General features: G+C 42.4%; 25 protein-coding genes. 13 read left to right on the forward strand and 12 right to left on the reverse strand.

Going from position 1 to position 23,224, the window contains the following annotated elements; genetic code table 11:
• Window positions 1-243 (forward strand): hypothetical protein (locus G399_RS22175; RefSeq protein ID WP_026843465.1); only part of this gene is annotated, 243 nt, incomplete at its 5' end.
• 398 nt (window positions 244-641) lie between these two features.
• Here G399_RS22175 and G399_RS0104680 read toward each other — a convergent pair.
• From G399_RS0104680 to G399_RS0104705, 6 genes are all read right to left on the reverse strand, one after another.
• Entirely contained in the window at window positions 642-1,823 is a 1,182-nt protein-coding gene (locus G399_RS0104680; protein WP_006008339.1) for a BaiN/RdsA family NAD(P)/FAD-dependent oxidoreductase, read from the reverse strand.
• A 120-nt stretch (window positions 1,824-1,943) separates the two neighbouring features.
• On the reverse strand, window positions 1,944-2,417 hold the full coding sequence (locus G399_RS0104685; RefSeq protein ID WP_006008337.1) for a peroxiredoxin: 474 nt from the start codon (window positions 2,415-2,417) through the stop codon (window positions 1,944-1,946).
• 86 nt (window positions 2,418-2,503) lie between these two features.
• Window positions 2,504-3,454, reverse strand: a complete 951-nt coding sequence (locus G399_RS0104690; RefSeq protein WP_006008336.1) for a class I SAM-dependent methyltransferase — start codon at window positions 3,452-3,454, stop codon at window positions 2,504-2,506.
• The gene (gene recG / locus G399_RS0104695) at window positions 3,447-5,522 is read right to left on the reverse strand and encodes an ATP-dependent DNA helicase RecG (RefSeq protein ID WP_006008333.1); all 2,076 of its coding nucleotides are present in this window, start codon (window positions 5,520-5,522) and stop codon (window positions 3,447-3,449) included. Before recG ends, G399_RS0104690 begins: the two co-directional genes overlap by 8 nt.
• Window positions 5,523-5,762: 240 nt before the next feature.
• Window positions 5,763-6,326: a lipid-binding SYLF domain-containing protein gene (locus G399_RS0104700; protein ID WP_006008331.1), complete on the reverse strand. Its 564-nt coding sequence runs from the start codon at window positions 6,324-6,326 to the stop codon at window positions 5,763-5,765.
• Window positions 6,327-6,408: 82 nt separating this feature from the next.
• Window positions 6,409-6,750 (reverse strand): hypothetical protein, encoded by a 342-nt coding sequence (locus tag G399_RS0104705; protein ID WP_006008329.1) that lies wholly within the window; start codon window positions 6,748-6,750, stop codon window positions 6,409-6,411.
• A 146-nt stretch (window positions 6,751-6,896) separates the two neighbouring features.
• On the opposite strand from G399_RS0104705, the gene G399_RS21925 reads away from it, so the two are divergent.
• From G399_RS21925 to G399_RS22475, 6 genes are all read left to right on the forward strand, one after another.
• Complete coding sequence (locus G399_RS21925; RefSeq protein ID WP_006008326.1) at window positions 6,897-7,058, forward strand: hypothetical protein; 162 nt, start codon at window positions 6,897-6,899, stop codon at window positions 7,056-7,058.
• A 227-nt stretch (window positions 7,059-7,285) separates the two neighbouring features.
• Entirely contained in the window at window positions 7,286-10,081 is a 2,796-nt protein-coding gene (locus G399_RS0104715; protein ID WP_006008324.1) for a TonB-dependent receptor plug domain-containing protein, read from the forward strand.
• 667 nt (window positions 10,082-10,748) lie between these two features.
• Complete coding sequence (locus G399_RS22465; RefSeq protein WP_006008322.1) at window positions 10,749-10,937, forward strand: hypothetical protein; 189 nt, start codon at window positions 10,749-10,751, stop codon at window positions 10,935-10,937.
• Between the two features lie 9 nt (window positions 10,938-10,946).
• Window positions 10,947-11,447, forward strand: coding sequence for a VWA domain-containing protein (locus G399_RS20220; protein WP_226988900.1), 501 nt, complete (start codon window positions 10,947-10,949; stop codon window positions 11,445-11,447).
• Window positions 11,448-11,561: 114 nt separating this feature from the next.
• On the forward strand, window positions 11,562-12,005 hold the full coding sequence (locus tag G399_RS22470; RefSeq protein WP_226988899.1) for a hypothetical protein: 444 nt from the start codon (window positions 11,562-11,564) through the stop codon (window positions 12,003-12,005).
• Window positions 12,006-12,027: 22 nt separating this feature from the next.
• The gene (locus G399_RS22475; protein ID WP_226988898.1) at window positions 12,028-12,321 is read left to right on the forward strand and encodes a DnaJ domain-containing protein; all 294 of its coding nucleotides are present in this window, start codon (window positions 12,028-12,030) and stop codon (window positions 12,319-12,321) included.
• 177 nt (window positions 12,322-12,498) lie between these two features.
• Here G399_RS22475 and G399_RS0104730 read toward each other — a convergent pair whose 3' ends face one another.
• The 6 genes from G399_RS0104730 to gmk all read right to left on the reverse strand — a co-directional run bounded on the left by G399_RS0104730 (window position 12,499) and on the right by gmk (window position 18,026).
• The gene (locus G399_RS0104730) at window positions 12,499-13,308 is read right to left on the reverse strand and encodes an SDR family oxidoreductase (RefSeq protein WP_006008317.1); all 810 of its coding nucleotides are present in this window, start codon (window positions 13,306-13,308) and stop codon (window positions 12,499-12,501) included.
• A gap of 245 nt (window positions 13,309-13,553) precedes the next feature.
• Complete coding sequence (trmH, locus tag G399_RS0104735; RefSeq protein ID WP_026843466.1) at window positions 13,554-14,243, reverse strand: tRNA (guanosine(18)-2'-O)-methyltransferase TrmH; 690 nt, start codon at window positions 14,241-14,243, stop codon at window positions 13,554-13,556.
• A gap of 29 nt (window positions 14,244-14,272) precedes the next feature.
• Complete coding sequence (locus G399_RS0104740; RefSeq protein WP_006008313.1) at window positions 14,273-14,659, reverse strand: RidA family protein; 387 nt, start codon at window positions 14,657-14,659, stop codon at window positions 14,273-14,275.
• A 23-nt stretch (window positions 14,660-14,682) separates the two neighbouring features.
• Complete coding sequence (gene spoT, locus G399_RS0104745; protein WP_006008309.1) at window positions 14,683-16,794, reverse strand: bifunctional GTP diphosphokinase/guanosine-3',5'-bis pyrophosphate 3'-pyrophosphohydrolase; 2,112 nt, start codon at window positions 16,792-16,794, stop codon at window positions 14,683-14,685.
• 182 nt (window positions 16,795-16,976) lie between these two features.
• Window positions 16,977-17,249, reverse strand: coding sequence for a DNA-directed RNA polymerase subunit omega (gene rpoZ / locus G399_RS0104750; RefSeq protein WP_006008307.1), 273 nt, complete (start codon window positions 17,247-17,249; stop codon window positions 16,977-16,979).
• A gap of 105 nt (window positions 17,250-17,354) precedes the next feature.
• Window positions 17,355-18,026 (reverse strand): guanylate kinase, encoded by a 672-nt coding sequence (gene gmk / locus G399_RS0104755; protein WP_006008305.1) that lies wholly within the window; start codon window positions 18,024-18,026, stop codon window positions 17,355-17,357.
• Between the two features lie 89 nt (window positions 18,027-18,115).
• Between gmk and cyaY the strand changes: the two genes are divergently transcribed.
• Genes cyaY through G399_RS0104785 form a run of 6 tightly spaced genes read left to right on the forward strand, consistent with a single transcriptional unit; the run spans window position 18,116 to window position 23,224 of the window.
• Entirely contained in the window at window positions 18,116-18,439 is a 324-nt protein-coding gene (gene cyaY, locus G399_RS0104760; RefSeq protein ID WP_006008303.1) for an iron donor protein CyaY, read from the forward strand.
• Window positions 18,440-18,443: 4 nt separating this feature from the next.
• The gene (locus G399_RS0104765; protein WP_006008301.1) at window positions 18,444-19,115 is read left to right on the forward strand and encodes an alpha/beta hydrolase; all 672 of its coding nucleotides are present in this window, start codon (window positions 18,444-18,446) and stop codon (window positions 19,113-19,115) included.
• Between the two features lie 22 nt (window positions 19,116-19,137).
• Complete coding sequence (gene hemC, locus G399_RS0104770; RefSeq protein WP_026843468.1) at window positions 19,138-20,082, forward strand: hydroxymethylbilane synthase; 945 nt, start codon at window positions 19,138-19,140, stop codon at window positions 20,080-20,082.
• 25 nt (window positions 20,083-20,107) lie between these two features.
• The gene (locus tag G399_RS0104775; protein ID WP_006008297.1) at window positions 20,108-20,869 is read left to right on the forward strand and encodes a uroporphyrinogen-III synthase; all 762 of its coding nucleotides are present in this window, start codon (window positions 20,108-20,110) and stop codon (window positions 20,867-20,869) included.
• A complete protein-coding gene (locus tag G399_RS0104780) occupies window positions 20,862-22,061 on the forward strand; it encodes a uroporphyrinogen-III C-methyltransferase (protein ID WP_006008296.1) in 1,200 nt (399 codons plus the stop codon). The genes G399_RS0104775 and G399_RS0104780 overlap by 8 nt, the downstream gene beginning before the upstream one ends.
• Window positions 22,058-23,224 (forward strand): heme biosynthesis HemY N-terminal domain-containing protein, encoded by a 1,167-nt coding sequence (locus G399_RS0104785; protein WP_006008294.1) that lies wholly within the window; start codon window positions 22,058-22,060, stop codon window positions 23,222-23,224. Before G399_RS0104780 ends, G399_RS0104785 begins: the two co-directional genes overlap by 4 nt.

Here is a 23,224-nt window from a genome sequence, read left to right on the forward strand (position 1 = left end):
GAATTTGCCCTGCCAGATGAGGAGCGCGGAACAAAAGTTTCTCTTGAAGGGCATGATTTACCTGCTCCACATATTAATACATTAGAATTGATTATTTTTGATGCTAATGTATTGAGAATCAAAGCTCGATTTAGCGACTACAAAATCGATCTGCGCAAGGTTGAGTTAGAAGAAATTGAAAAGATAAAGCAATCTTTAGTTCTTCATAACTATGATGACCGATTTGAAGTTAAATATACATAGGTCTATGCGATTCATATGGATTCACTTTAAGTAGGCTGACTTTTGCTACTCAATTATCATTTTCATTCACAGTAAAACGATAAATTTGAATAAAAAAGCAGACATAAGGAACGGTAAATTATAGGGGTGTTTTAACTAGCTAGGGGTAATAAGATAACACTTTGTCTAAAGCACACGCTTGGCACAAAGGCGACTAAAGCTAAGTCGAGCTGGTCGGCGGCAATGAGGTGTGAGTTCAACTGGTCAACGCAACACTTTGCCGACTGTCAGATTTCTAAATTCAACATTTGCAAAATTTAAGATCAAGCCCTAGCGAATACAGCGTAACTTTGTCTCTATTTACAATCCATTTGTCTCCATTTAATTCCATTTTTCTTCATTTACCATCTAATAAAACATTATGCCACCTGCCCCGCAGCCCATCCACTAGACCAAGCCCACTGAAAATTATAACCACCTAGCCAGCCGGTTACATCAAGTACTTCACCTATAAAGAACAATCCTTCTTGATCCTTAACTTGCATGTTTTTTGATGAAACATAGTCAGTGTCAACGCCGCCCAGTGTGACCTCCGCAGTCCGATAGCCTTCAGTTCCATTTGGTTTAATTCGCCACTGCGTAAAAGCGTCGGCTGCGCTTTGCAACTGTTTTGCGTTGTATTGCTTAAGCGGCTTATTGTCTAATTCAAAATACGGAATAGCCGCTTGTACAAAACGTTTTGAATAATGTTTTCCAAGTGCTGTAGAAAGTTGTATTTCTGGATTTGACTGCTGTTGCTCAAGTAAGTCTTGGAGCAGATCAGCATTTGGAAAAAGGTCAAATTCCACCTCTTGTCCTGGGTCCCAAAAACTCGAGATTTGCAGCACTGCGGGGCCACTTAAACCACGATGAGTAAACAAAATACTTTCATTGAAATTGGTGTTGTTGCAACTTGCATTAGCATCAACTGAAATACCGCTGAGCTCGCCTATTACGGCCTTGTCATGTTCCTGCAACGTAAATGGCACAAGGGCGGCTTTTGTTGGGATAATGGGCAAGCCAAACTGTTCAGCAACTCTGTAGCCGAACGGTGTTGCGCCTAACTTTGGCATACTCAAGCCACCCGTTGCAATGACCAATGACTCACTGCTAAAAACACCTTGGCTGGTATTCACTACATAACGATTATCGACATATTCTATGCCGATAATTTCTGTTCTATTCTTAATATCAACATTGGCTTTTTTGCATTCAGCCAAGAGCAAATCGACGATATCTTTAGCGCTGTCATCACAAAAAAGTTGGCCAAGTGTTTTTTCGTGATGCTTGATGCCATATTCGTTCACCAATGAGATAAAATCCCATTGTGTATATTGGCTTAGTGCGGACTTACAAAAATGCGGATTTTGAGATAGAAAGTTTTCGTGCGACGTATACGTATTAGTAAAGTTGCAACGACCGCCTCCACTCATGAGGATCTTACCACCTAGTCGTTTTGCATGATCAAAAACAATGACCTTACGACCTCGCTTACCAGCTTCAGTTGCGCAAAATAAACCTGCGGCGCCAGCACCTATTACAATAACTTCTGTTTTGGTCACGTTACTACTCGTTGTTATAAACACAGAACATTATCGCTGTTTAATCACAAGCCATCAACTAGATGGCTTGTTTTACTTGCTTTTGTTTTACTAAATGCGTTCGCTTTAGTGAAATATTGCTTACAGTTGCTTCAATATGGTTTCAGCATCACTGACTTCAAAACGACCAGGGTCCTCAACATTGAGTGCGCGAACAACACCGTCTTCGACAATCATGCTGTAACGGATTGAACGAATGCCACCAAACGCGTCAGTATCCATATCGAGACCAATCAATTGGGCAAAAGTACCGTTGCCGTCTGCTAACATCATAATTTCGTCAGCGTTTTGTGACTTACCCCAAGCGTCCATAACGAAAGCATCATTTACCGCGATACAAATAATGGCATCGACACCTTGTGCTTTAATTTTATCAGCCAATGCAATGTATCCTGGAAGATGAGATACTGAGCAGGTAGGTGTGAATGCGCCCGGAACTGCAAATAAGACAACTTTCTTTTCGCTAAATAAAGTACCTGTATTTGGATTTTTTATTTCACCATCTTGTAAGATACTGAATACCGCTTCTGGTAATGTGCTGCCTACTTCAATCATGGTCACTCCTTGTTATTCTATTGTGTGTCTATATTAGAGTATTCTTACTCGTATAAAGGCAACTTGCGATTATTTGTTTCAGAATATCAGTGTAGTATATACACATCAAATCTGTGTTTTTTTGATTCAATTGCGGTGTCGGGTTTACGTCCACACGCTAGTTCAATCGGTTCCGCCGAGATAGGTCTCTTAACCACGACCCTGCTACCTGCATGGTTCAGTGCTGCGTCCAACAATTGCGCACTGTCGATATCTGCACCTAACAACTGCTGGAATGCGCGCATTTCTTTCTTCACCAGAGCTGACTTTTTTTTGTGCGGAAACATTGGGTCAAGATAAATAACGTCAGCCAACGGTTTAGCATTTTTTTTTGCACCTTGCTTCAAAATATAGTCTGTTGCATCGGTTTTTACTAGCAATAATCTTTCGGGTAATTCAGCAACAGCTTCAATACGGTTTAGCGCATCCTCTAACAACGCTGCGATAATCGGACTGCGCTCTAACATGATGACATGAGCACCAACACTTGCCATAACAAAACTGTCGTTACCCATTCCTGCAGTGCAATCAATCACTGACAGTGAATCTTTACCTTTTATACCAATTGCTTTCGCTAGCGCCTCATTGCGCCCGCCACCATGCTGCTTGCGATAATTAAGCGCCGCTGAATTGAAATCAACTATAATATCACCCCAGCTTGGTTCATTGCTAAAACGCAGGGCAAGCCCATTGGATGTGTAGACGAGTTGCCACTGGCTATCAATGTTTACGTTGGCAACAGCGTTATCGCTTTTCGTGCTTCGTTTTGCCATTTTTTGTGCGTTGGTATGTGGTTTTTTATGTTTTGATGACGGCTTACTTGATTTTACTTTAGTATCGTTGAAACCCCGCTTTACGATAGGGTAACCGGTTTCAGCAGATAGCTTTTTTGCATCCTCTTGAGGGGATATGCGGTCACGATCCTCTATAAGAATGACTATTCCTATACCACCATCCTGCCCGCTTTGGGCATTGATAGACACATTTTGATCACGCATTCCCGTACTCCTCTTTATATGCCAGCCACCGACCAATGAGTGCTTGAGAGTTACTTGGATATTCGCGCCATACATATTCAGCCATATTTTTTATATCTGGAATAAGCGCTGCATCACGTATTAAATCCGCGATTTTCAAGTCGGCTATGCCAGTTTGTTTAGTCCCCAACATTTCACCTGGGCCACGAATTTCTAAGTCTTTTTCAGCAATATAAAAGCCGTCAGTTGATTCACGTAAAACACCTAGACGCTTACTGGCTGTTTTAGATAGCGGACCTGAATACATTAATACACAATGACTTTCTACCGAGCCGCGCCCCACTCTGCCGCGCAACTGATGCAATTGGGCTAAGCCTAAACGCTCCGGGTTTTCAACAATCATTAAACTAGCATTGGGAACATCAACACCCACTTCAATCACGGTAGTGGCGACTAACAAATCAAGCTTGCCTTGTTTAAAATCGTCCATGACTTGTTGTTTTTCAGCGGCTTTTAAGCGCCCGTGAACCAGTCCAACCTTCAGCTCTGTTAAGGTGGTTCTCAATGCAACTGCCGCATCCTCAGCCGCTTGGCATTGCAATACTTCTGATTCGTCAATAAGTGTGCATACCCAATATATTTGGCGTTTTTGCTCAACAGCCGCTTTACGAACACGCTCAATAACATCACCACGTCTGCTATCAGGTAACACTACCGTTGTCACCGGTGTTCTTCCTGGCGGCAATTCATCGATAACGGAGGTGTCTAAATCAGCATACGCAGTCATTGCTAACGTCCGCGGAATAGGCGTTGCTGTCATTATTAGTTGATGTGGGTATTTGCCGAGCTTTTCACCTTTTTTACGCAACGCCAAACGTTGATGCACACCAAAACGATGTTGTTCATCAACAATCACCATTGCAAGGTGTTTATACTCTACTTGTTCTTGGAATATTGCGTGAGTGCCAACCAGCATTTGAATATTGCCCAACGCAAGCTGTTCGAGAGTTTCTATTCTCGCTTTGCCTTTCAACTTGCCTGCCAACCAACCTACCTTGATCCCTAAAGGGGTAAACCAGTCGGTAAAATTACGAGTGTGCTGTTCGGCCAACAATTCAGTTGGAGCCATCAGGGCAACTTGATAGCCTGCGCTAATCGCGGATAATGAGCTAAGCGCAGCAACTAAGGTTTTTCCCGAACCAACGTCACCCTGAACTAAACGCATCATCGGTTGCGCATGTTGCATGTCTTGCTCAATTTCACCCACCACACGCGCTTGTGCACCCGTTGGTTCAAACGGTAGGGTGGCTAAAAACTTTTGTTTTAAGGGCTCATCTATTGTTACCGCGATGCCGGGTTCTGCATTTGACTGCGAACGTACTTTGAGCATACTTAAATGATGTGCCAGCAACTCTTCAATCACTAAACGCTTTTGCGCGGGATGCCTTCCCTCAACTAAATCTTCTATTACGATGTCTGGCGGTGGTCGATGCACTAAATGCAGTGCGTCAGTTAACGATACCTGTTGTTCATATAGACCATTGGGCAGCAATTCTAAAAGTGCGCCTTTATCCAGTTGTCTCAATGCTTGCTCGGTTAAATTTCGAAGTGTGAGTTGTCTTACGCCCTCGGTTGTTGGATAAACCGGCGTTAACGATTCTTCCAAGCTCATATTTTCAGGATCATCTACAATCTTATATTCTGGGTGCATCATCTCGAGGTTTGCTTTGCCTGTTCGAACTTCACCAAAGGCACGAATAATATTGCCAATTACTAACGACTTGGTTTGGGCAGCAGAAAAATGGAAAAAGCGCAGAGTAACGGAACCGCACCCGTCACTGACTTTAACCAACAACATTCGACGTTTACCGTATTGAATGTCGGATGACATAATCTCGCCTTGGATAGACACATGCAAATAAGCATGCAAGTCAGCCATAGGATAAATTCGAGTGCGGTCTTCATACCTAGCCGGAAGGTGAAAAATCACGTCTTGCAGAGTAACAAGGCCGAGTTTTTTTAGTTTTTCCGCAACTTTTGCTCCGACACCTTTAAGCGTGGTAACCGGCGTATCAGCCAGTGACTTCATTTCATAATATTCTTTTAGTTGTGAGATTGACTTGATGCCTAAACTTTACCAGACCTTTGCAATTAAGCCACCTGTTCTAGCAATCAGGCTTACAAAAACGACTAACCGCATTCTACCCGGTTAGTCTATTCTTTAGTTCACAGTGTTTACGTCATTCAGCTTTGAGGGCTTTGCTTCAGATTGACAATAAAGTGGTACGCTTTGAGTAAGATTTGTCGCAAGCTAACACTCGATATTGTCCTAGTTGAGTTGGTCGTCTTTCCAGAATTTTGTTCCTTTAACAGTCGCCTGTAAAGCCAAACCGCTTTCAGTCATGGTATACACCGTGACATCACCATAATAGGCCTCACCTTCAATCGACTTTCCTTTTGTACCGGCTTTTGCAGCTGCATCTGCATTTCCACCGAAGGTCCAGCCTTGTTCTACGAAATTGCGTATAGCTGCTTGATTGTGAAACACCATGACGATGCGATAATCTTTTGCGCCTATACCAAAGCCAACGCCACCTTCAGCCATATTCATATACGTTTTTTTGTTCTGAATCTGGTCGTTTACAACGCCATAGCCGGTTCCAGCAGAGACCAAGAACAAATTAATATTAGCGTTTGAAAATACAGCGTAACCGGGTGACGCTTTTAATTCCTGTCTCGCTGCGGGCTTTTTCAAATATAGTTTTTCTAACGCGTCTTGTTGCATTTCTAATATCGCGACACGCTTTTCAACGTCAGTACCTGCCCCATAAGACGCACAGGCACTGAGTAAAAAAACACACACTAAGCCACTTAATAATTTTAAACGATACATTTTACTTTCCTTATAATCGATTGATGCTTATGCAGCATAGTATACACTCAAACTAAGTATAAAATTTATAATCAATTACTGACTAACAAATTGCATACTCCTTGCAGCCGTATTTTTTGCCCTGACTGCATCGGAAGTTTGCATAGTTACCACATGCCTCTACCCATTCGACGGTTTTAGTTTTAATCAAAAATTCTTTGCCTAGCTTTTTAACCAGTAAAATACTCGCTAATGATGTAGATTGTTGGCAATCAATTTCTTTATCCGGTTTATTGGAGATTGATTGAGCATCCCCTAACCATTGCGCAACTATGTGCGCAACTATGTATCGATACACGGCAATCATTGCTAAAAAGAAGCAAACTAAAGCTAGCATTTCGTAGGTGAATTTGTGCTTCTGAAAGTGTTCTTTTGAAAACGGCATCTCAATTAATTACCTGTCACCCCTGATTTCCACCACTTATAACTTATTGTTTAATTTCAGTAATTTAGACACATAACGACTGGTCGTTCATGGCAGTATTCGACCCATACTTATTTCATTTAAATCACACAAATACAAGAGAAAACATGAATAGTACTGCTTCTCAAAACACAAATCGACTGCCTTGTTTAGACTGGCTCAGGGTAATTGCTATTGGCGTATTACTGATGTATCACATTGGTATGGTTTATGTACCTGACTGGGGTTATCACTATAAAAATCCCGTGGCGGGTGGTTGGATAAAATAGCTAATGCTGTTGACGTCGCCTTGGCGCATGGGAATAGTACGTGTCCCAGGTTGGCGTAACGCTATTTTTACATTTCTATGAATTAAACGCAGATAATTTACTTACTTAGTAGGGGTTTATTCGTTCCTGCTCGCTAATTAATATGAACACAGACTAAAAAATCCTCATTGATAAAAAGCAAGGCGCTTAACTTTGATATAACTTAAAATAAAAAAGGTAAAGTCAAGATGAACAAACACAACAACTTTAAAAAACACAAAAAGCTAATTATTGCCTCATCTATCACAACGGCTTTGGGTATTGCTTCTCCCCACGCGCTTGCACAAAACGAAACCGAAACACAAAATATAGAGAACGTTGAAAGGATAAGCGTTCTGGGCTCAAATATTCGTAAAATTGATACCGAAAGTGCGGCACCGGTTCAGTATATTGATAGAGACAGCATTGAGCTAAGCAGTATCGGTTCAATCTCAGACCTCGTTCTGAACATACCAGCAAATGCTGGCTCTGTGGTAAATCCTGTTAGTGGTGAAAATATTGGTTCATCCAATTTTAATATCCGTAACTTAGGCGCCGGCTCAACGCTGGTTCTAATCAATGGCCGCCGAGCGGGTAAGAGCCCCTTAAGTGATAATTTAGGCAATCAATTTTACGATTTGAATCAGTTACCGTTGTCTATGGTAAAAAGCGTTGATATCCAAACAGACGGCGCTTCAGCAATTTATGGTTCCGAAGCTGTTGCGGGTGTGGTCAATATAGTCACACGCAAAGGGTTTGAGGGTTTGGAAGTCAGTGCGCGCTATGAAGATGCGAGTAACCAAACAGAAACAATTAATTTTGCGCTTGGCAGTAATGGTGAGCGTGGTTCTTTTGGTTTATACGCTACGGCGTACAATGGAAGCATTAACTATCGTGATGATTTCGATTTCATTGTAGAGCGATCAGGCGGAGTACTACTATCAAGTAGCGGATCGCCTGATGAATATCGCACTTTAGATCCACAAACGGGTGCATTTGGAAGTACCAAGATCATTGACCCTTTCTGCGAAGAGGCAGGTCAAGTTGTTCAAGGGAATAATTGTAGCTATAACTTTTTTGACCATACCAGCCCTGTCCCGAAGAATAATCGCTTATCAATTTTCGCAGAATTTGACTATGATCTAGGTCAGTTATTCGGTTTTGAAGAATTAAAGGCATTTGGCGAAGTAAGTTATGCACAAAACACGACGACTCGCGCATTCGGCCCTCAAATAAACGGCAATGGCGAATATGGAGGTAGATTTTTAATCCCGGGTAGTCATCCGTTCAACTTTTTTGTAGACAATGCAGATGGTCTTCAATATATCGACCCAACTACAGCAACTGGTGCTCAATTTTGGCAACAAAATCCAAATGCGGCGGCTAATTTAACAACCAGTGGTAACTTTAGACCAATAGGTGCAGCCATTGCTGGTAGGAACGGACGTGGGAACGATTATATTAATAACTCGGATCGCCATATGATTGGTATTGATGCATTCAGAGAAAACTGGAGTATTTCAGCTTGGTACCAAAATTATGAACACGAGAATAGGTTTATAGCAGAAGGTGATAGCATCGCTAGCGGCTTGCAGTCTGGTTTAATGGACGGCACGCTCAATCCATTTGGTATTGCATATGCGCTACCAGACTTCATTTCGCCCAAGGACGGTATTAGTACCGCAGCTCATGACCTCGATAGCTACAATAACAACATTGGTTATACCACTACTAATATTCGCACAAGCTCACAAGAAACGCTTGATTTCGTAATGAGCAACGGTGAAGTTTTTGAGCTAGACGCGGGCTATGTAGGTGTGGCATTTGGTTATCAGAAACGCCAAGAAACGTTTACTTTTACACCAGACAGAATAACAAGTTCCGGTTTAGGAAGTGTTGCATCATCAAGGTCGCTTTCAGTTAATGGCGAAACAGATGTTGATTCCGTGTTTGTTGAAGTTGCCATACCTGCTCTGGAAAATTTAGACATACAGCTTGCTTTGCGCTATGAAGATCACGGAGAAGAAGTCGGCACTACTACCGATCCTAAAATTGCTGCATTGTATAAAATAACAGATGACGTTTTACTTCGCGCATCATATGGTTCATCGTTTCAAGCGCCAACGGCAATTCAAACAGGGGGAATAACAAGTAATACTGGGGTTGATTTTCTAACCTCAAATGGACGTGTTACTTGCAACACCGAGAATGCACAAGCAGGCGACTTTATTGCAGATACTTCCGCTAAAGTCCTCGGTAAATTGAACCCACAGTCGGCTGACAACATTAACCTCGGGATAGTTTGGCAAGCATCAACTAAAAGTAGTGTATCGGTAGATTACTGGCAATACGATTACGAAGGTCTCATTGTAAATGCGCAGTCGCCGCAAGCGGTATTAGATAGCGATTGTAATGATGGCATATTGAATGACCCTAATATCACGAGAGCCTCCGACGGCGTTCCTTTATTTATTAACACTTCCTTAGAGAATGCCAATAGTGCGAAAACTGATGGTATTGATGCTAAATTTAATTATGGTATTGATACTGAGATGGGTGCACTTGATTTTAATTTGACTGTGTCCTACGTTATGTCATTTGAAGCGGTGCTAAGCGGAGTTACTGTTGACGTTGCAGGACGCCGAAATGCCAACACAGACTCATTTGGCACGATGCCAGAGTTAAGTGGAAATGCCAGTGGCAGATGGACAAAAGAGAATCATCAAGCAACTGTGACTCTGCGTTATACAGATTCCTATTTACAAGATGACGGTGCGCGTAACAACAGTCTCTTAGGGCAAAATATAGATAGCTTCACGACAGTAGATTTTCAGTACAGGTACGATGCGTCAGAGTTGACCGGAATTGGAAGTTGGATAATGCTCGGGGCGAATAATCTTACCGATGAAAATCCTCCACGCTATGGTGCTCGTCCATTTTTTGATGAGGAAGCGCATTCCATCAGAGGAAGAGTCCTTTACGCAGAAATTGGTTTAACATTTTAATAAGCTATCTTCATAGGCTGCACTTAAATTTTAAAAGAATTTAGTTGCAGCCGATTCATCATTTCTATGTGCGTATTTGCATGTTTGCGCTGTCGTTAAAGATATAACCGGTTAGTCAAACTGAAACCAGGTGAGCGGTAATGAAACACATGTTTGGTAGTGTTGAAATTTACATGGAGCGAGTCAATCTACTTTAGTTTGCGAAGGGGCGGTTTACACTCTGAGTCATTCAACCCAAATAGCGGCTGTTGGCAATGAGCCGAAAGTTCGCAGCGCGCGCTCAACCATCGTAGCTTAAGCGGCATATCTTGATTACTTTTTTTAGATTTATTAGTGCTATCTGTCGTTATCCTAATGGCAGGTGATCCGACAAAGAAGACACGCTGTATTTTATGCCATATGATAGGACTATTGTCATATTCTTCATTGCCTATTAAATCCTTAAGCAAATTTTGAATAAACTTTTTATTTTACACCGTCTTTTTCGTTTTCTTTAAGTGTCTACCAAGCACTTTGATGTTTGGGTAATTTATTTTCATCATCAATATTAAGTTGCTAATAATGTCGATAAGAAAGCATAAAACGATTGACGTAGCTCATTTTATTTACGCTACTTCAATTTCATCTTTACTTTTTTACTTTAGGTTTAACATAAACGGGGAACGACATGATTCCAAAGCTTCCTGATAAAAAGTCGAGCGGCCAAGATATTCAAGCATTTATTGGCAAAGTCAAGAATGCCCCACTGGTCACCGGCGTAGGCAAGGGCAGATTAATATTTGCAATGGATGCAACAGCAAGTCGTGAGCACTGTTGGGATATGGCTAGTCAACAACATGCAGCTATGTTTGCTTAAGCCGACAAGGTGAGTGCAATCAGTGTACAGCTTTGTTACTACCGGGGGATGGGCGAGTTTAAAGCGCTTCCGTGGACACGCGGCGCCGATGAAATCAAACAAGCCTTGCTTTCGGTACGCTGCCTGGCTGGACAAACACAGATCGCCAAAGTGTTATCGCATGCTTTGAGTGAAACTCGCACAAGCAAAGTAAATGCACTGGTATTTGTCGGTGATTGTATTGAAGAAGACCCTGATTTACTTGGAGCCTTGGCAGGTAAGTTGGGAATACTTAATTTACCTTTATTTATTTTTCAAGAAGGAAATAATCCACAAGTTGGAAATATCTTCTCACAGCTAGCGACATTGAGTGGAGGCGCATATTGTCAGTTTGATCAAGGCAGTGCCAAACAATTAGGTCAGTTGTTGGCCGCGGTTGCGGTATATGCAGCGGGCGGTAAAACCGCTTTGAAAAGTAATTTATTGAGCATGGATGCGAGTGTGCAACGTTTATTGCAGCAGCTAAAGTAGCCATAATTAGATAGCAGCCCGTAATCTAAATTTTTAAATGGAAATATCAATACCGTAAAATAAAGGATGATAGGCTTTGCGGCTTAATTGATACCTCAAATAAGTGAAAACTTTATGTTAGGACTTGTCGTTTTAATAGCGGTTATTATCATCGGCTACATCGCGGTGGGATATATACGCCCCTTTAAACGCGAACAAATAAAGAAAGTTGGCGCGAAAGCTGGCGTACTCGCGTTTATCGCGATTTTGCTCTTGCTAACGATCACCGGAAAGCTTTATATTTTGGCAGCGTTGGGAACAGGTTTAGTTCTATTTGCTAAGCGCTTGTTTCCATTTCTACGTTATTTTCCGTTTTTAAAAGGACTTTACCAGAAGGCTAAAGCTAAACAAAGCTCGGGTTCATCTCAGCAGTCTACGATTGAAACCAGCTTGCTCAAAATGACCCTTGATCACGAAAGTGGCGATGTAGATGGTGAATTACTGGCTACCGACAACAAGGGCAAATATCTGTCTGAATTAAGTCTGTCAGAGCTAGTCTCTCTATGGCCTAGCAGATAAGCAATATCCGGATTCTATTGAAGTGTTAGCCGCCTATCTTGATCGCAAGTATGGTTCTGACTGGCACGAAGCTGCTAATGCCGGAAACTATTCAGGGGGTAGTGAACAAAACTCTCGGGGAAGAGACAGCGTTGAGATGACGGCAATTGAAGCTTATGCGGTGCTCGGCCTTAATGATGACGCAACGGATGAGGAGGTTATCGCAGCTCACCGCAAACTGATGCTAAAGCTCCATCCTGATCGGGGAGGCTGCAATTATTTAGCAGCAAAAATAAATCAGGCGAAGAATTTACTTGTAAGCAGCAAGGACAAGTAAACCTTTAATAGATTAGCTTGGTATCAGTCTACCAATGCAACGGCCCAGAATTTCCTGAGCCTTAAAACACGACACGGATCTGAACCCACTAGTTACCTAATCATTAGCACAAACGACGTATTCGCGCTATTGCGGTAATGTCGATGTCGACCTAGAAACAGTTAGAGGGATCTTATACTAGCGAAGCGGAATTTTAAGGCAATCTTCGCTGGCATCGCCCAACTCTGTGCCGCCATCTACTGTCATAATTGTCCCGTTTATATAACGACCCATATCACTAGCGAGATAGATTGCCGCATCGGCTATATCTTTGGTATCGCCAAATCGTTTGCTGGCAATCTTAGCAGACATTGCCGATTTCGCTTCTGGAGTAGGGGCTAAGCGCTCTGCGCCCTCGGTTCCATTAATGGGACCTGGTGAAATACCATTGACCGTGATGCCAGATGCGCCCCATTCAACAGCTAAGCATTTAATCATCATATTGATACCCGCTTTTGCTGCGCAAACGTGAACCTGAAAGGGCATCACAGTGACTGCTTGTGGAGCAGTGATCGCGATAAGTGATGCTCCTTTGTTTATATGATTAAAGCCTAGGTGGAATACGTTATATGTACCTAGAAGGTCAATATCGACGACAGTCTTGAAGCCTTTCGGTGAGATCCCTAAGGCAGGTGCTGGAAAATTGCCTGCCGCACCGGAAATTAGACAGTCAATCTTGCCAAGTTGCGCAACACATGACTGTAACGCGTTCTCAACTTGTTCCGGATCCCTAACGTCAGCGGTTAGCGCAATTGCACTGTGTCCGTTAATGCTTTTAACACTTTCTGTAATCTCTTGAGCTGCTGCTAAGGCTTTATCTGAGTTTCGGCCCAGTACGGCGATCTTCGCACCTACTGCTGCCATGCCCTTGGCTATACCTAAATTAATACCACTGGTGCCGCCTGCAATGAAAACCACTTTATCTTTTAGTGTTGACTGCTCAAACATATTGATTTTATCCTTTGTACGGCAATTTTAAATTGCACTTTTAAATTGCACTCTTAAATTGCACTCTTAAATTGCACTCTTAAATTGCACTCTTATTGACCTTTCGTCAATGATTTGCGAGCGTAGTTGAATGATAATAGAGGCTATACTCAGTCTCTGCAACTCGCGTTTGTTTTTTTCTGATTTAGGATAGATTCAGTGATTGAGTTCAGATAATACCTAACAAAGGTAGCTGTAGTTTACGCTTAGCCTTCTAGTTTTGAAAATTGAAGCGCTTTCCACCAACTCTCATCTGCTTGTATGTGGCCGACTTCATCAATATACGGGAAAGGAAGGTTTCGACGCTGACATTCCTTAAAAAGAACGGGAAAGCCGCCTTTGAATAAAGTAAGTTGGCATTCTTGTTCATCCAAACTTTGGACTTCATACATGCCAGCGGCTTGGCGCTGACCCTGAGCTTCATACATAACAATTGCGGCTGCCACAGATACATTCAGAGATTGCACCATTCCAACCATAGGCACAATGATAGAATGGTCGGCTAATGCAATCGCGTCTGGTGTGGCACCGGTCTTTTCTTGGCCTAACAATACAACCGTGGGTTTGGTGTAGTCAATGTCACGAAAATCACACGCATTATCATCTAAGTGGGTTACTAAGACTTGCATGCCCTGCTCTTTAAAATGACCAATTGCCTGTTGAATAGTATTGTGAAGTTGCGTTTTCACCCAAACATCACTGCCCATTGCCGTGCATTTTCGTAGGTTTTCAGGTTCATTCCATACGGCGTGAACTTTATGGACACCGACAGCATCACATGTACGAATAACGGCAGAAACGTTGTGCGCCTTGGTTACCTCTTCCAAACAGACTGTAAGATCTGGTTGTCTCATTTTTAGTAATTGGCGAATACGAGTATACCGTTCCATCGACATGCTTTGATTCATATTGATGTCTCCAAGCGCTATTCGGGTAGCACCATTACACCATCAATCTCAATCTGAGCACCTTTGGGCAATTGGGATACACCAATAGCGGCACGCGCTGGATAAGGCTGCTTAAAGTAATTAGCCATAATTTGGTTAACAGTAGCGAAGTGTCCAAGGTCGATTAGAAATATATTAACCTTGACCAAGTGTGAGGTATCGCCGCCGGCAGCAGTACATACTGCTTTCAAATTTTCAAACACTTGCACAGCTTGCTCAGTAAAGTCGTCTGAAACCAAAGCCATGGTGCTCGGTACCAATGGGATCTGACCTGATAGATACACGGTCGTACCAGCCTTGACTGCTTGACTGTATGTGCCTATAGCGGCGGGTGCATCGTCGGTCTGAATGATAGACTTAGGCATTTACTTTCCTTTTTTTAAATGAGTTACTTTTGTTTGTATTGACTGTGCCGTGATACTTTTTGAAGTTCAGGTAGGGCACGAATTTTACGCATAATTTTGGCAAGATGAACGCGATTTTTGGTCGTGAGTTCAATATCGATGACGTAGATACTATTTTCACGTTCTTCAGTTTGTAAATTAATAATACTCGAGTCGCAGCTCACGATAGTGCTCGTCAGCGCTGCTAGTGTACCCTGATGGTTAAAGAGTTCTAAACGCAGGGCTGCTTTGAACTCACCTTGCGGCACATCGTCCCACTCCATCGGCAATACCCGCTGTGGCTCTTCTCGACTGAGTTTACGAATGTTAGTACAACCCGTTTGATGAATAACAATGCCACGACCCGGTGACAAAATAGCAACTATTTCATCGCCTGGAATAGGATGACAACAACGTGAGAAATGCACCAACAAGCCTTCTGTACCCCGTATTGCGACATGCGATTTTTTCTCAGAAAGGCTAGGGTTTTCACCCACTAAACGTCTGGCAACAATTGCACTTAATTCATTGCCCATACCAATATTAGTCAATAAATCCTCAAACGTTTCACACTTAGTTTCTTCCACTACGCGATTAATATCAGCAGGAGAGATTTCATCTAACTTAATGGTGCCTAAAGCATGACGCAGTAAACGGTTACCCATACTTATCGCATCTTCAGATTGTTGGCGTTTGAGAAAGTGACGAATATTACTACGAGCACGCGCACTCACTACGAAGTTTAACCAGTTTGCGTTAGGCTTGGCTCTGGGCGAAGTAATAATTTCGATACTTTGACCGTTTTCCAAGGGCTTACTCAAGGAATAGTTTCGACGCTCCACCCTCGCACCAACACAGGTATTACCCACATCAGAATGCACCGCGTAAGCAAAATCAACCGCAGTCGCGCCCATCGGCAGTTCAACAATCGTGCCTTTGGGTGTGAATACATAAATTTCTTCAGGGAATAAATCAGACTTCACACTCTCAATGAATTCAGCAGATGTGCTAGAGCGCAGTTGCAGTTCAGTTAACGACTGGATCCATTGATTTGCTCTAAGTTGCGCGGTCGTGCCTTTATCAGCAGATTTTTTATATAGCCAATGCGCGGCGACACCTTTGTCAGCCATATGGTCCATTTCTGCAGTACGAATTTGTACTTCAACCGGAATACCATGCGGTCCGATTAATGACGTATGCAACGATTGGTAACCGTTAGTACGCGGAATCGCGATATAGTCTTTAAAACGATTTTCGATCGGTTTATACATGCCATGCATAGCACCTAAAACGCGATAACAATTATCTACATTTTCTACAACCACTCGAAAAGCATAAATATCCATGACTTCGGTAAACGACAGTTCTTTGTTTTTCATCTTTCGATAGATGCTATAGAGGTGCTTTTCGCGGCCTAGCACAGTGCCACTGATACCAGATGATTTGAGACGTTGAACCAGTTCATTTTGGGTCTTTTCGATTATCGCTTTACGATTGCCACGCGCCTGGTTAACCGCAGAGCGCAATGCCCGATGACGCATAGGGTACATGGCTTGAAAACCAAGATCTTCGAGCTCATTTTTTATATCGTGAATGCCTAAACGATGTGCCAAGGGTGAGTAAATTTCGAGAGTTTCCAAGGCAATACGACGGCGTTTATCCGGGCGTAATGAACCCAGTGTTCGCATGTTATGCGTGCGGTCAGCTAGCTTAATCAAGATAACTCGAATATCTTGTACCATCGCCATTAACATCTTACGAAAGTTCTCAGCCTGCGCTTCTTGTTTGCTGCCAAATTTGAGCTTATCTAACTTGCTCACACCTTCAACTAATTCGGCAACCGTTTCACCAAAAGCGAGACTTAAATCTTCTTTGCTGTAGTGTGTATCTTCAATGACATCATGCAGTAATGCTGCCATTAACGTTTCATAGTCGAGATCCATATCGGCAAGAATACCGGCAACAGCAACTGGATGGGTGATGTAAGGATCACCACTACTGCGCGATTGACCGTCGTGAGCGTCACGCGCAAGCACATAAGCCGCTTGAATATACTCGACTTGATCTTGTGGTAAGTATTTACTTACCTTTGTTTTTAAACCTTCAAATAGATACACAGATACTAATTAAAAAAAATAAGAGTCAATATTGCTAGAATACGGTTATTTCCGCGGTTTGCAAACGCAAAAACGCCGATTTTCATCGGCGTTTTATAATATATTTTTATTTTCAGATAAATAACGGAATTAAAGCGCCAGTTTATTAAGCCTAGAAGGCATTTTAACGTAGCGTCCGATTTCTAGCTATCTGAAAGAATGCTAGCGACAGAAGCAAACTCTGCAGCTTCTTGTTCACGCTGATCGTGCAAGTCAGATTGTTCTACTGTTTTAGCAGTCACTAAACCTAACTCAATTTCACGAAGAGCAACTACTGTTGGCTTATCGTTACCGACATCCACAAGAGGCTCTTTACCTTCTGTAGCAAGTTGTCTCGCGCGGCGAGCTGCAACTAATACTAAATCGAATCTGTTACCAATTTGGTTTACAGCATCTTCAACTGTTACACGTGCCATGTTGTGCTCCGATAAAATCAATAGGTATTTCAAAAAATGGTCGCGAAGTATACTGCATAACATCACTAAAGCATAGTAAATTCGTTTACTTCAAGGCTATTTCCTCTACCCTTGCGCTAACAAGCTGGCAAAAAGTGAATCATATCTGATCTGTTGATTTTCTAAGCTCAGACGTTGAGCTGAAATGATGGCCTCAAACTCCTTGTGCGCGACTGCCAAATTATCATTTACAATGACAAAATCAAATTCATTGTAGTGTGACATTTCTGACTGTGCCGCAGCCATCCGTTTGGCAATGACTTGGTCGGAGTCTTGTCCACGACCTGACAATCTAGTTTGTAAGGTTTGTATCGAAGGGGGTAAAATAAAAATACCAATAACCGTTGGATTTTGCAGCTTGACTTGGCGCGCGCCTTGCCAATCAATATCTAAAAATACGTCAATACCCTGTTGAAGCTTATCGCTAATTGCGGATTTGGATGTGCCATAGTAATTACCAAACACTTCAGCGTATTCATAGAAAGCGTCCTGTTCAATCATGCCTGTAAACGTTGCATGGTCGACGAAGTGATATTCAACCCCGTTTTGCTCGCCCTTTCTAGGTGCCCTAGTGGTGTGTGATACCGACAATTGCATAGCTTGTGTGTGGGTCGGCTTGTTCAAAACCTCTTTAATTAATGTAGACTTCCCCGCTCCGGATGGTGCCGCAACAATAAATAGGTTACCTAACTGTTGAGCAGATTCTTGAGGTATGTAAACAGAAGTACTTTTGGACATATATAGGAATTTTTGTTAATTGATAGTGCTACGATATTCAACAATGGTAGCATAAGCAAAAGCAAAGTGCGCAAATTGGAAAACAAAAGATGAAAGATGCTGATTACCATGAATTAATAGACACTCTGTTTATTTCAATTGAAGAGGCCTTAGACGTATGTGAAGTGGACATCGACTATGAAGGTGCTGGTGGGATTATGACCTTAACCATGCTTAATCATACTAAGATCATTTTGAACAAACAGCCGCCATTGCAGCAGCTTTGGGTGGCGACAAAATTTAACGGCCATCATTTCAATTACACCAATAACTTATGGATAGATGAGCGCACTGGCGTCGAATTTTTTGCATTTTTCGATGAAGCAATCAGCAAACAAGCCGGCCAACCTGTAAAGCTCAACCTACAAGGATAGAATAATGACTCAAGAATTATTATCTGGCGTTGAAATTCAGCCAAAAGGCGAGCACAAAGCCACTATTATTTGGCTACACGGCTTAGGTGATTCAGGTAATGGATTTGCACCTATCGCGCCTGAACTCAAGTTACCCGACCAATTGGGTGTCAAATTTATTTTTCCTCACGCGCCCATTCGTCCAGTTACCATTAATAACGGCATGGAAATGCGCGCATGGTATGACATTAAGTCTATGGACATGGAGTCGCGGGCAGATCTCGACGGTGTTATTGATTCATCGCAACGCATTGAGCAGCTTATTCGTGCTGAAATAGCATCGGGCATTGATTCGAAAAAAATAATGCTCATTGGCTTTTCACAAGGTGGCGTGATTGCATTACATTTAGGCGCCCGATTTACACAACCCATAGCAGGCATTGTAGCGTTAAGCACTTACATGTGTGCACCACAAAGTTTGCTTGCAGAGAAATCTGTGGAGAATCAAAATACGGCGGTATTTTTTGCACACGGCCAACAAGATGAAGTTGTTCCTTTATTTTTAGGTAATTCAGCGTTTCAAGTAATGAAAGAAAATGGCTACAATGTTGAGTGGAAAGAATACACGATGCAACATAACGTATGTATGCCTGAAATTGCTGACATTTCTACATTTATTCAAGCACAACTTGCTTAAAACAACACAACAGATGGGTGATATGAGCACTAACAAATCTTCACAACGCGTTATTCGAATTGCCACTAGAAAAAGTGACCTTGCTATGTGGCAGGCGAGGTATGTGCAAGCAGCATTGCTCGAGCATCACCCAGAGATAACAGTTGAGTTGCTGCCTATGTCAACCAAAGGCGACCGAATTTTAGATACACCCTTAGCAAAAATTGGTGGTAAAGGTTTATTTATTAAAGAGCTAGAAATTGCCATGCAAAATGGTCAGGCTGATATTGCCGTTCACTCCATGAAAGACCTACCCGTTGCCTTCCCCGACGGTTTTGGCCTGCATGCCATTTGTGAACGTGAGAATCCCTTTGATGCATTTGTTTCAAATACGTTTGAGTCAATCGAAGCACTTCCTCAGGGTGCGGTTGTCGGTACATCTAGCTTACGCAGGCAATGCCAGTTACGCGCATTTCGTGGCGACCTTGTTATTAAAGATTTACGTGGCAATGTCAATACTCGATTAGCGAAGTTGGATGCGGGTCAATATGACGCTATTATATTAGCTTCAGCAGGATTAATACGTTTGGGTATGCGCGATCGCATACAGCAAGAAATTAATGCTGACATTAGCTTACCGGCTGTTGGCCAAGGTGCAGTTGGTATTGAGTGTCGCAATGACGATGCAGAACTCATCGCATTGTTAGCCGCACTTAACCATGATGTTACCGCAACACGCGTTAAAGCGGAGCGCGCAATGAACGCAAGACTAGAAGGCGGTTGCCAGGTCCCTATTGGTAGTTACGCCGTTATCAATGGCCACTCGTTGTTATTGCGCGGACTGGTTGGTACGCCTGATGGTAAAACAATGTTGAAATCGCAAGCCGAAGGACCGTTAAGCGATGCAGAAAAAATTGGTGAAGCAGTGGCAAATGAATTGCTAACCAAAGGCGCTCGGTCTATTTTGGATTCCTTATATAACGATTAAACAAACTCAGAGGCAATAGCAAAACATGTATTTGATACTGCGTCCAAAAGCAAAACTAGCTGATTCAGTTGTGTGCTTTCATGAAGCTGGATTAAGTGCGCTTGGTTGCGGCCTAATTGATACCATCGCGCAACCAGATGTGCTTACCCTGCTACCTAGCCTATATGCATTCAACCCAGACCTTATTGTGGTTACAAGCACTGTCGCTGCCGACCTATATATTGATACTATTGCGCATATCCAAGGCGTAGATCGTCCACATACAGAGCAAAATAGGCAAGCTTCAAATTTACTCTTTATTGCAGTTGGTGCTAGCACAGCCAAAAAATTATCTAGCCAACATGAGCGAGTTATACAAGCACAACCATCAAATTCAGAAGGCATCTTGGCCTGCATTTCACACCTAAAACTGAAACACGCTAATGTTGCTATACTTAAAGGTAAGGGCGGCCGGAACCTAATTAACAATACACTAAGTGCCAATGGGTTTGCGGTTAAAGAGTTTGACTTGTATGAACGCCTTCTACTAAAAGAGCCGTATTATACTGATCACTTTGAGGCTGCAACTATTCAATGTATTATTGCTACGAGTACAGAAATTATTGATGCGGCTTACAATTATTTTGAAGCTGAATGGCTGAATAAGTGTCAGTGGATAGTAGTTAGTAAAAGAGTAAAGCAACATCTTAGCGCATTAGGCGCGAATAACATTTTCACCAGTAATGGTGCTACCGACAGCCATCTCATCGCTGCCGCTAATCAAGTTAAAGGATCACAACATGAGTGACAAAGAGTCGCCCCATTCTGACACCACATTAAAAAACCCAGACAACGTGGTAGAAGATGCCGTTATTATTGAGTCTGATCCCGACGCCAAAGCCGCGCCTAAAAAAGTCAAAACGGGCGGACTCTGGCTGTTCAGTATAGTCAACTTTTTGTTAATTATCGGTATTTGCGCAGCAGCAGCCTGGACTGGATATCAGTGGCAGCAAAATCAAACAAATGATTCTGACATCGGCGCAAAAATAGAGGCAGAATTGTTGAGCATGGATTCTTCCATAGCAAAAATAGATGCCTCTGTTGCAAAATACGACGCCGAATTAGTTAGCATTAATGAAGGCTTAAGTGAGCAAAACCAAGTTCTGAATAAAAACATGGATAGCTTGCTACAACAGATATTACAAAATGTAGATGAAAACCAAGTCTTAAAATCACGCATTGCAGACCTGTCAGGTAGACGTCCAGCGGATTGGCTATTGGCAGAAGCTGACTATTTGGTGCGTATAGCAGGGCGTAAATTATGGTTAGAAAATGATGTAAGTACTGCCATGTTGATGCTGCAAGCCGCTGATTCGCGGCTCGAAGATATTGGCGACCCGTCTTTGTTTCCAGTGCGTAAACTCATTGCTGAGGACATTCAAGCGCTACACCAAATAAACCCTGTATCAATCAATTCAGTCGCCTTGGCACTGTCTGGGATGATTCCCCAAGTTAATAACTTACCATTGAATGCGCTTAAGATCCCTGAAATTGAGGACAATAAAGCAGAAAATGAACTTAGTGAAAGCATCAGTGATTGGCGTGTTAATATCAGCAAAACATGGAATTCATTGGTTGACGATTTTATTCAAATAGAAACCAGCGATAAACCAGTTCTTCCCTACCTTTCTACAAAGCAGCGATGGTTAATTACGGAGCAACTAAAACTCGCATTATCGCAATCCAAAAGTGCTGCATTAGACGAACAAGAAACCTTATATTTAAATGCCTTACAACAAGCGACAGCGCTTTTAGTCGAGCATTTTCAACTGGACGATAACAACGTAAAGCAGTTTGCAGATGCCTTACAACAACTTCAAAATACGGATATCGCCAAAGACTACCCACGTCAGCTACAGTCAGCCGATGCCTTGAAAGACATTATTGACCAACGAGTTAAAAGTGTTTTCAAGAATAACACTGACACAGGTGCATTATGAGAAAACTACTACTCTACTTTTTTCTACTCATCTTGTTTTTTGGCGGATTGTTGTTTGGTCATGCTGCCATAGGTGAAAAGGGTCGTATCTTTATTGCGATGGGTGAATGGCGTATTCAAATGACGGTTGTCAGCGCAGTCATTAGCATGCTCATTGGTTTAATTGTTGTGCTTGTTTTATGGTGGGCAACCAAGCGTATTTTTAGAATGATTTCTGGCTCGCGAAATTGGTTTGGCGTTTTGTCGAAAAGAAAACAAAGTAAAGCCTTTTTTAATGCTATTAATGCTTGTGCCATTGGTGACTATGAAAGTGCGCAGAAGTACATCAATAAAACGTTCCCCGGCGAATTCGATGGTGCTAACTATATGTTGGCTGCGGATATTGATAGGCGTATTAATAATGGTAATAACCTTGAAAACCTCTTGGGCATAGCGGAAACCTTTCCTGAATCAGAAGCATCGGCAAAAACACAACACGCCGCTTGGTTGATACAGCAACATCAATTTCAACAGGCTGAACTGGTATTAGAAAGTATTGATGCCAAGGCTCAACAACAAGCTGTTGTCGTCAGGTTATGGCTGGCGACCCTGTCAGCACTGGGTAAATGGGCATTGGTAAAAGACAAACTCAGTGCGCATAAAAAAGTGTTAGGAGATGACTATGTGCAATGGGCGCAACAAGTAGTTCAAGGTGAATTTGCCGAAATAGCCAGTAAGCAAGGGGCCAATGCGCTTAAAGATAAATGGGCTTCGTTGCCTCGCGCAGCGAAAAAAGACATTGCTAATCAAATTGTGTACGTGCAGTTACTTATCGATCAAGGCTTATCAAAAGACGCTGAATCTATTTTGGTTGAGCTTGCTAAGAAAACCAGAAACCCTGCGTTCCATGGTTTGTTCAAGCAACTTAAACATCCCTCACCACACCAAGCAATGCGCTTGATAGAAAGTTGGATAAAAGTCGATATGGACAACGCACAGTTGTATTCAGTGCTAGCACATTTGGCTTACAATAGCGGCGATATTGAACTTGCCGAAAAAGCCGTCAGGAAAGCCCTCGAACTTGCCAGCAATCCCGAGGATGGCCGGTTATTGGCGAGATTACTAGAGAAACAAAGCGCATTTGAAAAAGCCAATAACGTGTATAAGGGCCTGCTGGCTTCGTGA

The organism is Brumicola pallidula DSM 14239 = ACAM 615 (assembly GCF_000428905.1).
Lineage (GTDB): Bacteria > Pseudomonadota > Gammaproteobacteria > Enterobacterales > Alteromonadaceae > Glaciecola > Glaciecola pallidula.

Bases quoted from the DNA above. Each gene is read 5' to 3' on its own strand.
- G399_RS0104715 (WP_006008324.1), top strand. From the start codon at position 7,286: ATGAACAAACACAACAACTTTAAAAAACACAAAAAGCTAATTATTGCC.
- rpoZ (WP_006008307.1), bottom strand. From the start codon at position 17,249: ATGGCACGTGTAACAGTTGAAGATGCTGTAAACCAAATTGGTAACAGA.
- G399_RS0104730 (WP_006008317.1), bottom strand. From the start codon at position 13,308: ATGTTTGAGCAGTCAACACTAAAAGATAAAGTGGTTTTCATTGCAGGC.
- hemC (WP_026843468.1), top strand. From the start codon at position 19,138: ATGAGCACTAACAAATCTTCACAACGCGTTATTCGAATTGCCACTAGA.
- G399_RS0104700 (WP_006008331.1), bottom strand. From the start codon at position 6,326: ATGTATCGTTTAAAATTATTAAGTGGCTTAGTGTGTGTTTTTTTACTC.
- G399_RS0104690 (WP_006008336.1), bottom strand. From the start codon at position 3,454: ATGCGTGATCAAAATGTGTCTATCAATGCCCAAAGCGGGCAGGATGGT.
- G399_RS0104740 (WP_006008313.1), bottom strand. From the start codon at position 14,659: ATGCCTAAGTCTATCATTCAGACCGACGATGCACCCGCCGCTATAGGC.
- G399_RS0104705 (WP_006008329.1), bottom strand. From the start codon at position 6,750: ATGCCGTTTTCAAAAGAACACTTTCAGAAGCACAAATTCACCTACGAA.
- cyaY (WP_006008303.1), top strand. From the start codon at position 18,116: ATGAAAGATGCTGATTACCATGAATTAATAGACACTCTGTTTATTTCA.
- G399_RS0104765 (WP_006008301.1), top strand. From the start codon at position 18,444: ATGACTCAAGAATTATTATCTGGCGTTGAAATTCAGCCAAAAGGCGAG.
- G399_RS22465 (WP_006008322.1), top strand. From the start codon at position 10,749: ATGATTCCAAAGCTTCCTGATAAAAAGTCGAGCGGCCAAGATATTCAA.
- G399_RS22470 (WP_226988899.1), top strand. From the start codon at position 11,562: ATGTTAGGACTTGTCGTTTTAATAGCGGTTATTATCATCGGCTACATC.
- recG (WP_006008333.1), bottom strand. From the start codon at position 5,522: ATGAAGTCACTGGCTGATACGCCGGTTACCACGCTTAAAGGTGTCGGA.
- G399_RS0104780 (WP_006008296.1), top strand. From the start codon at position 20,862: ATGAGTGACAAAGAGTCGCCCCATTCTGACACCACATTAAAAAACCCA.
- G399_RS21925 (WP_006008326.1), top strand. From the start codon at position 6,897: ATGAATAGTACTGCTTCTCAAAACACAAATCGACTGCCTTGTTTAGAC.
- G399_RS0104785 (WP_006008294.1), top strand. From the start codon at position 22,058: ATGAGAAAACTACTACTCTACTTTTTTCTACTCATCTTGTTTTTTGGC.
- trmH (WP_026843466.1), bottom strand. From the start codon at position 14,243: ATGTCGATGGAACGGTATACTCGTATTCGCCAATTACTAAAAATGAGA.
- G399_RS0104775 (WP_006008297.1), top strand. From the start codon at position 20,108: ATGTATTTGATACTGCGTCCAAAAGCAAAACTAGCTGATTCAGTTGTG.
- gmk (WP_006008305.1), bottom strand. From the start codon at position 18,026: ATGTCCAAAAGTACTTCTGTTTACATACCTCAAGAATCTGCTCAACAG.
- G399_RS0104685 (WP_006008337.1), bottom strand. From the start codon at position 2,417: ATGATTGAAGTAGGCAGCACATTACCAGAAGCGGTATTCAGTATCTTA.